This window comes from Mesorhizobium salmacidum (SeqCode) (assembly GCF_037179605.1).
GTDB classification, from domain to species: domain Bacteria; phylum Pseudomonadota; class Alphaproteobacteria; order Rhizobiales; family Rhizobiaceae; genus Mesorhizobium; species Mesorhizobium salmacidum.
The window spans coordinates 1-12,011 of sequence record NZ_JAPYKS010000044.1; the positions used below are offsets into that span (position 1 = coordinate 1).

Annotated in this window: 9 protein-coding genes and 1 pseudogene; 2 read left to right on the plus strand and 8 right to left on the minus strand. The window is 64.5% G+C overall.

Translation table 11 applies throughout. From position 1 onward, the window contains the following. Nucleotides 1-178: 178 nt before the first annotated feature. On the plus strand, nt 179-907 hold the full coding sequence (gene dnaQ / locus O7A60_RS30015; RefSeq protein WP_337109302.1) for a DNA polymerase III subunit epsilon: 729 nt from the start codon (nt 179-181) through the stop codon (nt 905-907). A 20-nt stretch (nt 908-927) separates the two neighbouring features. Here dnaQ and O7A60_RS30020 read toward each other — a convergent pair whose 3' ends face one another. The 6 genes from O7A60_RS30020 to O7A60_RS30045 all read right to left on the minus strand — a co-directional run bounded on the left by O7A60_RS30020 (nt 928) and on the right by O7A60_RS30045 (nt 8,204). After that, nucleotides 928-1,875 (minus strand): alpha/beta hydrolase, encoded by a 948-nt coding sequence (locus O7A60_RS30020; RefSeq protein WP_337109303.1) that lies wholly within the window; start codon nt 1,873-1,875, stop codon nt 928-930. An 18-nt stretch (nt 1,876-1,893) separates the two neighbouring features. Next, entirely contained in the window at nt 1,894-2,574 is a 681-nt protein-coding gene (locus O7A60_RS30025; RefSeq protein WP_337109304.1) for an isochorismatase family protein, read from the minus strand. 265 nt (nt 2,575-2,839) lie between these two features. Beyond that, entirely contained in the window at nt 2,840-4,144 is a 1,305-nt protein-coding gene (locus tag O7A60_RS30030; protein WP_337109305.1) for a M24 family metallopeptidase, read from the minus strand. A gap of 316 nt (nt 4,145-4,460) precedes the next feature. Further along, complete coding sequence (locus O7A60_RS30035) at nt 4,461-5,426, minus strand: GlxA family transcriptional regulator (protein WP_337109306.1); 966 nt, start codon at nt 5,424-5,426, stop codon at nt 4,461-4,463. 169 nt (nt 5,427-5,595) lie between these two features. Next, a complete protein-coding gene (locus O7A60_RS30040) occupies nt 5,596-6,765 on the minus strand; it encodes a trans-sulfuration enzyme family protein (RefSeq protein ID WP_337109307.1) in 1,170 nt (389 codons plus the stop codon). Beyond that, nucleotides 6,762-8,204: a pyridoxal-phosphate dependent enzyme gene (locus tag O7A60_RS30045; protein ID WP_337109308.1), complete on the minus strand. Its 1,443-nt coding sequence runs from the start codon at nt 8,202-8,204 to the stop codon at nt 6,762-6,764. Before O7A60_RS30045 ends, O7A60_RS30040 begins: the two co-directional genes overlap by 4 nt. Nucleotides 8,205-8,801: 597 nt before the next feature. Here O7A60_RS30045 and O7A60_RS30050 point away from each other — a divergent pair. After that, nucleotides 8,802-9,191 (plus strand): type 1 glutamine amidotransferase family protein, encoded by a 390-nt coding sequence (locus O7A60_RS30050; protein WP_337109309.1) that lies wholly within the window; start codon nt 8,802-8,804, stop codon nt 9,189-9,191. A gap of 549 nt (nt 9,192-9,740) precedes the next feature. Here O7A60_RS30050 and O7A60_RS30055 read toward each other — a convergent pair. Both O7A60_RS30055 and O7A60_RS30060 read right to left on the minus strand, forming a co-directional pair. Then, nucleotides 9,741-11,090 (minus strand): FAD/NAD(P)-binding protein, encoded by a 1,350-nt coding sequence (locus tag O7A60_RS30055; protein ID WP_337109310.1) that lies wholly within the window; start codon nt 11,088-11,090, stop codon nt 9,741-9,743. Nucleotides 11,091-11,271: 181 nt separating this feature from the next. Next, a pseudogene (locus O7A60_RS30060) lies at nt 11,272-11,697 on the minus strand (RrF2 family transcriptional regulator); the annotation flags it as partial. Nucleotides 11,698-12,011: the final 314 nt, after the last annotated feature.

Below are 12,011 nucleotides of genomic sequence, written 5' to 3' on the forward strand. Positions count from 1 at the left end.
AATGCAAAAGCACGCGATGCGCGAAGCGAGTTCGCAAATGCAACTTGACACCTCAGATAGTCGCTCATCCGGCCGCTTCGCGGCCACCTTCTCCCACAAGGGGAGAAGGAAAAGAAGCATTGCCCATTGCCATTTTGTTCCGGTCTGACGATTCTGCTCCCAGGAGCGACCTGATTCGATGCGTGAGATCATTTTCGATACGGAAACCACCGGCCTCGATTCGCGCGACGACCGCGTGATCGAGCTTGGCGGTGTCGAGCTGGTCAATCGTTTTCCGACCGGCAGGACCTTCCATCACTATATCAACCCGCAAGGGCGCGCGATCCACGCCGAGGCGCAGTCCGTGCACGGCATCAGCGCGGCCGACCTCGCGGGCAAGCCGAGCTTCGCCGAAATCGCCGAGGAATGGCTGAAATTCACGGAAGGCGCCAAGCTGGTCGCCCACAACGCCACATTCGATATCGGCTTCCTCAATGTCGAATTCGGCCGGCTCGGCCACCCCCCCGTTGATAACGGGCTTGTCGTCGACACGCTGGCCCTGGCGCGCCGCAAGCACCCGATGGGTCCCAATTCGCTCGACGCGCTGTGCCGGCGCTACGGCATCGACAACACGAAGCGCACCAAGCACGGCGCCCTGCTCGATTCCGAATTGCTGGCCGAGGTCTATATCGAGCTGATCGGCGGCAAGCAGGCGGCGCTGATCCTCGACAGCGCAAGCGCACCGGCGCGGGGCGGCGACAATGTCCGCCAGATCGAGATCATCGTCGCCGAGCGCCCGGCGCCACTCGTGCCGCGTCTGACCGAGGCGGAGCGCGCGGCGCATGCAGCCATGGTCGCCACGCTCGGCGACAAGGCGCTATGGCTGAAAGCCTCCCCCCAAGAAGCAGCCCAGGCGCTGTCCTCATAAAAGCCGTCCGGCGAGCGGCCTCAGTAGGGCCACTCCCCCCGGCCCAGCGCGGCGACCGCCGCGACGATACGCCCAAAGGCTTCCGCCGCGGCCGGCACGGTCGTGCGGGCGCGCAAAAAACTGTGCACGAGGCGCGACTCCTCATGCCACCAGGCCTTGCCGCCGGCCTCCAGGATACGGTCGCGATAGGCCTCGCCATCCGACGACAGCGGGTCGCATTCGGCCGTGATGATCACCGTAGGCGGCAGGCCGGAAAAATCGCGGTCGCGCAATGGCGAGAAGGTCGGATCGTCGGGCGATTGCTTCCTGGCTGACCTGACGTCGCGGTAGAAGGCGGCATCGCCTGTCGACAGCAGCGGCGCGTCAGCGTGTTCGACATAGGAGCCTATCGTCTCGTTGCCGCCGAGATCGGGATAGATCAGCACCTGGCCGATCGCGGCGCGCGGGTGGTGACGCGTGGCCTGTGCCACCGCCGCCGCCAGGTTGCCGCCGGCACTTTCGCCGCAGAGCACGAGCGGCAGGTCGCTGCTTGCCGCCCATTCGAAAGCCGCCAGCGCATCGTCGAAGGCGGCGGGGTGAAGGTGCTCGGGTGCGAGCCGGTAGTCGACCGACAGCACGTCGAAGCCGGTGCCGGCGCAGATTTCGGCGCAGATGTCGTCATGGCTTTCGAGCCCGCCGAGGATGAAGCCGCCGCCGTGGAAATAGAGCACCGTCGCACGCGGCGCCGCGCCGGCGAGCCGGTAGCGGCGGACCGGGATGCCATGCTTCGAAGCGGCGACCAGGCTGTCGCTGGCCTTGACCCCGGCCGGACGGCCCTGGTGGAAAGCCCGGCACATCCTGGCATAAACCGCGCGCTGCTTGTCGACCGGCAGGCCGGCGATCTCGGGCGGGTACCAGGCGTTGACGCTGTCGATATACATCCAGAGCGCCGGGTCGAGCCAAGGTCCGTATTTGCCGCGGCTGGTCATTTCGGTCCGAGGGGCACGTCAAAGCTCGGCATAGAGAAGGGCGGCGTTTTCAAAGGTGAAGCGCAGGGGTACCGAGCCCTCGACCTGCCAGACGGTGACCGTCTCGCCGGCCAGCAGCCGGCAGGCGCCTTCCGTATCGGTGACGGCGCCGCCATAGAGCCGGTTGGCAAGGTTGAGGACGGCGGTTTGGTGCATGGCCGCGCTGCCGCTGCCGCAGGCATCCTTGACCAGCAGCACGCGAAAGCCCTTCGCCACCGCGTCCTTGACCGACGCGTCGATGCAGGCCTCGGTCCACACGCCAGCGATGACCAGCCATTCGATGCCGGAAGCCTTGAGCCGGTCGCCCGCCGGACCGGAGCGGAAGGCGCTGGCCTCCGCCTTGATCAGCAGCGCCTCGCTATCCGCCGGTGCCACCTCGCGGCAGATTTCGGTCAGCGGGTCGCTCTTGTCGGAAAAGGCCGACTTGCCGTCTTCGCCGACCGGATGAAAGGGCCGGTCCTGGCTGTCGAGATCGACAATATAGGCCCAGTGATGGAGCGGCACATGGTTCTGCCGCGCCGCCGCTTGCAGGCGCTGGACGTTGGCGAGGATTTTTTCGTAACCCTCGACGAGATAGCGCGGGTCCTGCCGGTGCTCTTCCTGCAGGTCGATGAAGATGGCGGCCACCGTGCCGCGCTTGATCGAGATAGGGGCTTTCATGCGGATGCGCCTGGGCCCCAAGATATTTCCAAACGCTGGAGGGACAGTGCCCCCCTCTGCCCTGCCGGGCATCTCCCCCTCAAGGGGGGAGATTGGCGGCGGGGAGTGCTTTCGCCAATCACCAGCGTTGCAGGAAAAAGCGCTGCAAGCGAAGCTGCCGATCTCCCCCCTAGAGGGGGAGATGTCCGGCAGGACAGAGAGGGGCGCCAAGGAATGAGGCGCTCGTTCTTCAGTTGCAATACGTCGCTGAGGTGAGCAACCAGCATCAAACCTCTTTCTCCAAAAACTCGTCCTCGTAGGGAAAGCGCGACAGAAGCTCGGTGCCGGTGTCGGTGATCAGGATCTCGTCCTCCAGCTTGACGCCCTCGCGGCCGCCTTTCTCGCCAATATAGCTTTCCACGCTCACCACCATGCCTGGCACGATATGGCCGTCGCGGCCATAGGTCTCGTAATCCATGGCATGCGCGATGAACGGTGTCTCGCCATGCATGCCGACACCGTGCATGACCGAGGTGTAGCGTTGGTCGACGAAGCGGTCCGGAATCTTCCACGCCTTCTCGGCGATTTCGCGGAAGGCCATGCCGGGTTTGACGATCGAAATGTTGTGCTGAACCTGGTCGTGCGCCATGCGGTAGAGCGACTTCTGATAGGGGGTCGGCTTGCCAGGCCCGCAGCGGAAGGTACGCGAGAAATCCGAGTAATAGCCATAGCAGCCGATCGTGTCGGTATCGAGCGCCAGCAACTCGCCGGGCCTGATCTTGCGGCCGCTGGCTTCGTTGAACCAGGGATTGGTGCGCTGGCCCGAGGTCAGCAGCCGTGTCTCGATGAACTCGCCGCCCTGGCGGATCACCTCGCCATACATGATGGCGAACAGCTCGTTTTCGGAAACGCCGGGCTTGATCGCCTCGCGCACCGCATAGACCGCCGCCTCGGCGCCGGCCATCGACACCTGCAGGCATTTCACCTCCTCGGGCGTCTTCACCGCGCGCACCGCTAAAATCTCGCCCTGGCAATCGCGGACCTCGCAGCCGCGCTTTTCCAGCGCCAGCGCCTGCAGGTGGCTGCAGCGGTCGAGCCCGAGCTTCATCGAGCCGCCACCATGCTTTTTCAGCAGCTCGGTGATCTCGTCGGCGAACGGGCCGGCGGTTTCGTCGTCGCGGCCCGACACGGAAGACCACACAAGCTTGGAAGGACGCGCCTCGTCGATCGTGTCGAGCACCATCGAGACATGGTAGCTCTGCGGATATTCGAACAGCACGATCGGCCCGTCGGTCGGAATGAAGAAATAGCGGGTCGAGTTGCGCAGGAAATAGCCGAACATGTTGCGCGAGCCGGTGGCGTAACGCTGGTTATAGGGGTCGAACAGCACCACGCCGCCATAGCCGGCCTCGCGCATCCAGCCGCGCAGTTTCGCCAGCCGGCCTTTGCGCAAGGCGTCGGCATCGATGAAGGATGGCTCAGTGTCGGACAGCCACATGCCGCCCGCCGGATCGGCGGCGGCGGGATGGCGCATGCGGTCCTTGAAATCGACGTCCTCGGTGCTGTCGGGGTCGAATACGACGATGCTCATGGGGTGCCTGGCCTTGGGTGGTGAAAGGCCTGACCATGGCGCAACAGGCGCGGAGGGATTGTGCGGAAAACCGCGTGGGTTGTGCGGAATGCCGCTGACGATGGAATGCTGGCGGGACAGCGCCCCCCTCTGGCCTGCCGGCCATCTCCCCCCTCAAGTGGGGAGATTGGCAGCTTCGCCAACCTCGCCTTCTTGTTCAACGGTGGAGGGTTGGCGAAAGCCCGGACAACATTCGATCTCCCCCCTTGAGGGGGAGATGTCCGGCAGGACAGAGAGGGGCGCTGTCCCGCCAGCATTTGAAAGTGCACTGAGGAACCTAATGCCTCCGCGCCATCTTCGGTGCATGCCCATGCTCCTCGCGAAAAGCCCGGGCAAAGCTCGACATCGAGGCAAACCCGCAGGCCAGCGCCACGTCGCGCACGGCCAATGTCGAATGCGCCAGCAGGTCGGCGGCGCGCTTCAGTCGCAGCCTCCGGTAATAGCCGTTGGGCGAGATGGCGAGTTCGGAGCGGAAGGATCGTTCGAGTTTGTCGGACGACACGCCAAGCTTCGCGGTCAGCTCCGCCATGCCGAGCCGCTCCTCCACCGCGTCCTCCATGATGGCGATGGCCGACAGCACAAGCTCGTTTTGCACCCCGGTGCGCAGGCGCAGCGGCATCAGCTTGCGGTCGACGCTCGATCGCAAGGGACTGTGCACGAACCACTCGGCGACGCCGGCGGCCAGCTCGGCACCGTAGTCGCGGGTGATGATCTCCAGCATCATGTCGAGGCTGCCGACGCCGCCGGCCGAAGTGAAACGCTTGCGGTCGATGACATAGAGGTCGCGTCTAAGCTCGATGTTGGGGAAGGCTTCGGTGAAGGCGGCCTGGCTGGTCCAGTGCAAGGTGCAGGCATGGCCGTCGAGCAGGCCCGCGCGCGCCAGGAAGAACGCCGCGTCCGCCACCGCGCCGATATGGGCGCCATTGCGCAGGCTGCGGCGGATCCAGCTCGCCGCGTCCTCGGCCACGAGATGATCGGCGTCGCCGCCCGAGCAGACCACGATGCGGTCGACCTTGGGCGCGGCCTCGGCATAAAACCCCGGCTGGATGACGACCCCATTGGAAGCCTCGACCGGACCCTGTGTCGCCCCGACGATGATCCAGCGGTAGCATTCCCGCTTCGCCAGTATGTTGGCGGCGCGCAGCGGCTCGATGACGGAACTGAACGCCATCATCGGAAAGCCGGGGAACACCAGCACCGCGAAGGTGAGGGGTGCGTCTGTGGGTGGTTCGCGCGTGGCCATGGGCGCTACATCTCGGGCAGATGGCGCTTGGGGTCAACGGTGTTTGGCCGACCGCTGCTCGATGCGGCTGCTGATCTTCACCGTTGAGGCGCGTGTCGATGTCCGTGAAAGAACCCCAACCTCGCGGTGCAGGCTACCACCGACGCTTCTCGGTCGTGCCGAGAGCCACTCAGCCCCCCAGTGCCTGATCCAGGTCCGCGATAAGATCATCGCCGTCCTCAATGCCCGCCGACAACCGCACCAGCGAATCCGATATGCCGATCTCCGCCCGCTTCCCGGCGGGAATGGAGCCATGCGTCATCAGCGCCGGGTGTTCGATGAGGCTCTCCACCCCGCCGAGGCTTTCGGCCAGCGTGAACAGCCGCGTGCGTTCGAGGAAGCGTTTGGTGCCGGCAAGGTCGCGATCGAGCACGGCTGATATCATGCCGCCGAAGGCATGCATCTGCTGGACCGCTATGGCGTGCTGCGGATGGCTGGCAAGGCCTGGATAGATGACGCGGCGCACATCCCTGCGGGCTTCCAGCCATTGCGCGATTTTCAGGCCGTTGGCGGAATGACGCTCCATCCTGAGCGCCAGGGTCTTCAGCCCGCGCAGCGCCAGGAAACTGTCGAACGGGCCCGATATGGCGCCGATGGCGTTCTGCAGGAATTTCAGCCGGTCGGCGAGATCCTTGTTGTCGCCGACGACAGCGACGCCGCCGACCATGTCGGAATGGCCGTTCAGATATTTGGTCGTCGAGTGGACCACGATGTCGATGCCGAGCTCCAGCGGCCGCTGGATGTAAGGGCTGCAGAAGGTGTTGTCGGCGACCGAGAGGATCCTTTTGCGCCTGGCGAGCGCCGCGACGCCCTCGAGGTCGACGATGCGTAGCAGTGGATTGGTCGGCGTCTCGACCCACAGCATCTTGGTCTCCGGCCGGATCGCCGCCTCGACCGCCGCAAGGTCGGTGAAGTCGACGAAGCTCACCTGCAGATTGGCCGAGCGCTTGCGCACCCGCTCCATCAGCCGGAACGAGCCGCCATAGATGTCGTCGGTGGCGACGATATGGGCGCCGGAATCGAGCAGTTCCAGCACGGTGGCGATCGACGCCAGGCCGGAAGCAAAAGCGAAGGCCGCCGAGCCGCTTTCCAGGTCCGCCACGGCGCGCTCGAAGGCAAAGCGTGTCGGGTTCTGGCTGCGGGCATATTCGAAACCCTTGTGCACGCCGGGCGACTGCTGGCCATAGGTCGAGGTGGCGTAGATCGGCACCATCACAGCACCCGTCAGCGGATCGTGGCCCTGGCCGCCATGGATGGTGCGGGTGGAGAAGGCCAGACGGTTCTTGCCGGTGGATGTCATTTTGCGCGCCGCCTCAGATGGTTGATCAGGTCGATACGGGTAATCAGACCGACGAACTCGTCGCCGTCGAAGATGATGGCGACCTCGTTGCGGTCGAACACCGGCAGCAGCGCATCCAGCGTCTGGCTGGCCTGCAGCGTGTGCAGGTTGGAGGTCATGGCCGTTCTCACCGGGCCGCTGAAGCGCTCCCAGCGTCCGTCATAGGGACCGTCGACATGAGCCAGGATGTCGCTTTCGTCGACGATGCCGACGAGCTTGCCATTGTCGAGCACCGGCAGCTGCGAGACATCGGAGCGGCGCATGCGGCCATAGGCGTTGAGCAGGCTTTCGTCCGGGCCGACATAGACCGTGTCGCCGGTGCGGTGGGTGCGCATGACGAGGTCGCGCAGATCGCCATGCTGCTCGTGTTCGGCCAGCCCCTGCTCGGCCAGCCAGAAATCGTCGAACACTTTTGACAGGTACTTGTTGCCGCTGTCGCAGACGAAGGTGACGACGCGCTTGGGCACCGTCTGTTCGCGGCAATAGCGCAAGGCCGTCGACAGCAGCGTACCGGAGGAAGAACCGGCCAGGATGCCTTCCCGCGACAACAGATCGCGCACCGCCAGCATGCTCTGCTTGTCGGTGATGGAATAGGCTTTCCTGACCAGCGACAAATCGGCGTTGGGCGGCACGAAATCCTCGCCGATGCCTTCGACGGTCCAGCTTCCCGCCTCTTCCATCTTGCCGGTCTTGATCAGCGGCGCCAGCACCGAGCCGACCGGATCGGCCAGCACCATCTCCGTCTTCGGCGACGCCTTGGCGAAAAAGCGGCCAAGCCCGGTCAGCGTGCCGCCCGAGCCGACGCCGACCACCACCGCGTCGACATCACCGTCAAGCTGCGAGAAGATCTCTGGGCCGGTCGTCGTCTCATGCGCCAGCGGGTTGGCCGGGTTAGCGAACTGGTTGGCATAGAAGGCGCCGGGCAGTTCGGCGGCGATCTTCTCCGCCATGTCCTGGTAATATTCGGCATGACCCTTGCCGACATCGGAGCGCGTCATGTGCACTTCGGCGCCGAGCGCGCGCAGATGCTGGATCTTTTCGCGCGACATCTTGTCGGGAACCACCAGGATGATGCGGTAGCCCTTGGGGATGCCGACCTGGGCGAGGCCAAGGCCGGTATTGCCGGCGGTCGCCTCGACGATAGTGCCACCGGGCTTCAGCCTGCCATCCTTCTCGGCCGCCGCGATCATCGACAGCGCGATGCGGTCCTTGATCGAGCCGCCCGGGTTCTGGCTCTCGAGCTTGATGAACAGCCGGCATTTGCCGGTGTCGAACTTGGTCAGCTCGACAATGGGCGTCTGACCGATGAGATCGAGAACCGACGCATAGGGCGGACGCAGGCGGGATGTTGCGGTGTCCGACGGGCCGCCGCCGGCAGTGGCTTTTCTGTGCTCGCTCATGTCGGAGCCTCCATGGATCAACCTAGCGTCTTTTCCAGCCGATCGCAGTTGGAAAGAAGATAGATCGTGCCAATCCGGCGGCCAGACGGGGAATGAAATTCCAGCGGCCCATCGGCGAAGCAGTGCGGTGCCGGATCGAGACGCCGGCGGGACAGCGCCCCCCTCTGCCCTGCCGGGCATCTCCCCCTCGAGGGGGGAGATTGGCAGCTTCGCCGGCCACGCCATTTTTACAACGTCGAGTATTGGCGAAGGCGGCGGAACAGCAATCTCCCCACTTGAGGGGGAGATGGCCGGCAGGCCAGAGGGGGGCGCCGAAGAGCGCCGACCTTAACGCCCAAGCGCCGCGCCCTCAGGCCCGTCCAACGAACCATCTCGTTCGTTGAAGCCGCCGATTTGGCCATGCTAGCCGAACATACGCCATACCAGCACAAGGAGACGGTCGATGAAGATCCTCGCCTATGACAACTTCAAACCCGGCGGTCACCCTCGCCGACTTGAAGCAACGCCCGGCGGCGACGGAAGCAGATTTTGCACGGCCATATGGCCAGATTGCAGCATTAGGCTTTATCGGCGACAGCTTCATAGAGGAGAGCTACGATGAGTGTACGGGACGCGCTGCAGCGGACCTTCGTTGCCTTCCATGAAGCGGGCAAGGTGGCGGCAGCTCTTTGCCATGGCACGGCGCTGCTGCGCTATGCCAGGCGCGCCGATGGATCGCTGCTCGCCGCCGGCAAGACGGTGACCGGGTTCGCCAATATCGAGGAGGATTTTGCCGACCATGCGACCTGGCGGATGGGCGCGCTGGAGCGCGGAAAACATTTGATGCCATGGCGGATCGAGGATGAGCTCAAGGCGATCGGCGCCAACTACATCCAGGCCGGCCTGTGGCGCGCCTTTGCGGTGCGCGACGGCAACCTGATCACCGGCCAGCAGAACTTTTCCGGCGCCGAGATCGCGCGCGCCGTGTGTGAGGCATTGGGCGGCTGAACCGTCTCGTCCGGCGGACAGCGGAAGGGACTTCAGTCTTAGTTGAGCAATAGCTAATATACATATAGCTTGGTCATGCGGGAGACGATCCCAAATCGAAGCCTAACCCGCAATGGCCGGTGCGACCCGCTTTCAACCCAAGCATCCCCGCACCGGCCATTCTTTTTCGCGGGGTTAGCCCATGGCCAGCTTGAAATCGCAATCTGGGGGTGTCGGCATTTCGGGGAGGAAATCCAGTCGAAGGCGGGAGCATCGCGCTCCCTTTGCAAGAGGTCTGCGTCAAGCCGTGAATATCTTAATTGGCTAAAGTGCGGAACGTCCAATGGACAAGTCCGGAACGTTTGAAGGCCCCTCGGACCAAGGCCTACCGGTGCACAAGACTTTAGTCCTGCCGTCTTATAGCTAAGAACGGAAGTTGTTCGGTCCAGATAGGGCCACCTGGGCTAAATACCAGACTGCACTCAGCCAACTATGGTGCGATCGCGGAAGACGCTTTCGGGTTGAGCCGGATGCGGGTCTGCCAAATATACGATCGCCGCCGGAATTGCTCTATCCCAGCAACAGCTTGCTCAGCCTGGCGCACTGGACGCGGATATCGGGAATGGCGTCGATCTCGAAGAAGGTGCCGCGCGTCAGCGGCCCGACGGCGAGGATTTTTCGCGAGACGGTGCCGTCGGCGGCGATAATCTCGCAATTGGCCGAGACGTCGAGGCCGATGCGCAGCGGATCGGGACGCGCCAGGCCGCGGTCGACCAGCGAGCGCACGACGCTGTTCGACGAGGTCGAGATGTCGCGCACGATGCCGGAGCAATCATAGATGCGGGCGACATCGAATGTTTCGAGACGCTGTGTGTGGCGCGACTGGACCTCGACCGCGAAGCCGTCGCCCGGCGTGACGCCGACGACGCGCCCGGCGATCGGCCGGATGCGTCCCGATTGCACGGCCTCCGTCACCCTGGCGTAGACCTCGGGTGCCATGCGATGGCGATGGATGTCCCACCAGGCCTTGGTGTGTTCGACGAAGCGGCGCTTGGCCGAGGCGGGCCAGTTCTGCCAGATCTTCTGGTTGAAGGGGCGCAGGCCGTCGACGACGTCGCGCCAGTCGACGCCGGCCTTCTGGTTCTCGCGGATGAGGTCGCGGAACCAGCCGACGAAATAGGAGAGCTGGGTGCCGAGCGGGATGTCGGCGACGTCGAGCTTGATCGGATTGCCCTTGCGGTGCGGCGAGGGCAGCAGGCCGCGCCGCGACACCGCGATGATGTCGCCGCGATGGCCGCGCTGCTCCAGGGAAAGGAAGGCATCGACCATGCTGAGCCCGGTGCCCAGCACCACGATCCGGCTGTCCGGATCGAGCGCGGTATCGGCCTCCGAGCCCATCCGGATCGCATGGCCCTGCGCGGGCTGTTCGTCATGGCCGGTGGCCAGCACGGCAAGATGGGCAACCACGCTGGTGCCGTTGGCGAGCGCCACCTCGACCCCGGATCCGGTGGGCGAAATCGACAGGCTCTCCTCGCGGATCAGGCGCAGCCGGCCGGTCTCGCGCTCGCGCGTCTCCAGATCGTCGAGCAATTCCTTGAGATAACGCGCATAGAGGCTGCGCGGCGCGTAGACCGGAGCCTGCTCCGGTGTCGCCAGCCTCCGTTCCAGCAGCCAGCGCCAGAAATTGCCGGGATCGTCGGCATAGGCGCTCATGCCGGCCGCACTGACATTCAGCACATGCGCCGACAGCAGCGTCGAATAGGCGATGCCCTGGCCGAAATGCGGGCGCTTTTCGATCAGTGTGACGCGCAGGTCCGGATTGGGCGATTTGAGCAGATGGGCGGCCAGCACCACGCCGCTGGCGCCGCCGCCGACGATGATGATGGAACTGGGGGTGATGGAATCGGTCCGCCCGGTCATGCGCAAGCGAGCCCCGTGCCAGGCGCCGGCTTCAGGCCTGGGCCTTCACCACGACCGGCAGGTCGTCCCTCGCGACCGGTAGGCCGCTCATGCCCGACGCGATCGTAAGATCGTCGGCGCCCGACGCGATCGTAAGATCGTCGGCGCCCGACGCGATCGTAAGATCGTCGGCGCCCGACGCGATCGTAAGATCGTCGGCGATGTCGCGCATCTCGGCGAGGCTGCGCTGGTCGAGCACCTCGGCGATCGCCTGCCGGACCTCGAGCATCAGATGTCGGACTTGGCATGTCGCCTCGTTGCAGTCTTCACAGCGCTGATATTGTGTGCGGCTGGCGCAGGGGATCGGGGCCAGCGGCCCGTCGAGGACGCGCACGACGTGGCCGACCTTGATCTCGTCGGCGGGCCGCGCCAGGCGGTAGCCGCCCTCCTTGCCCTTGCGGCTCTGGACGAAGCCGGCATTGCGCAGCTCGCCGAGAATGGCGTCGAGAAACTTCTTCGGGATGTTGTTGCCGGTCGCGATATCGCCGACGAAGGCGAGCTGTCCGGCCGGCATCCGCGCGAGATGGACGAGCGCCTTGAGGCCGTACTTGCCTTTTTTGGTGAGCATGAACCGAACGTTTCTCTGTCATGCGATGGCCCTAGGCCATCCGTTGCGAAACGCCTCGCGTGCCTCCCCGCCGCGCCGAAGCATCCATCACACATAAATTCTAGTGACATGATATACAAGCCAATTGCGGTTGATCTTGTTTGGTTTTCAAGCCGTTGCGGCGATTTTAGACCCGCCTTGTGACGCCAGGGACACAGAAGCGTGGCTTGCCTGCCCGTAGGCTTGCAGCCGGGATCCGACGACGCCGGCGGTTGCCCGATAGGCGCGGTATGGCCTGTCATCGTCGAACACTCCTATGTCGATAAGTTTACTAT

Bases quoted from the DNA above. Each gene is read 5' to 3' on its own strand.
- dnaQ (WP_337109302.1), top strand. From the start codon at position 179: ATGCGTGAGATCATTTTCGATACGGAAACCACCGGCCTCGATTCGCGC.
- O7A60_RS30020 (WP_337109303.1), bottom strand. From the start codon at position 1,875: ATGACCAGCCGCGGCAAATACGGACCTTGGCTCGACCCGGCGCTCTGG.
- O7A60_RS30025 (WP_337109304.1), bottom strand. From the start codon at position 2,574: ATGAAAGCCCCTATCTCGATCAAGCGCGGCACGGTGGCCGCCATCTTC.
- O7A60_RS30030 (WP_337109305.1), bottom strand. From the start codon at position 4,144: ATGAGCATCGTCGTATTCGACCCCGACAGCACCGAGGACGTCGATTTC.
- O7A60_RS30035 (WP_337109306.1), bottom strand. From the start codon at position 5,426: ATGGCCACGCGCGAACCACCCACAGACGCACCCCTCACCTTCGCGGTG.
- O7A60_RS30040 (WP_337109307.1), bottom strand. From the start codon at position 6,765: ATGACATCCACCGGCAAGAACCGTCTGGCCTTCTCCACCCGCACCATC.
- O7A60_RS30045 (WP_337109308.1), bottom strand. From the start codon at position 8,204: ATGAGCGAGCACAGAAAAGCCACTGCCGGCGGCGGCCCGTCGGACACC.
- O7A60_RS30050 (WP_337109309.1), top strand. From the start codon at position 8,802: ATGAGTGTACGGGACGCGCTGCAGCGGACCTTCGTTGCCTTCCATGAA.
- O7A60_RS30055 (WP_337109310.1), bottom strand. From the start codon at position 11,090: ATGACCGGGCGGACCGATTCCATCACCCCCAGTTCCATCATCATCGTC.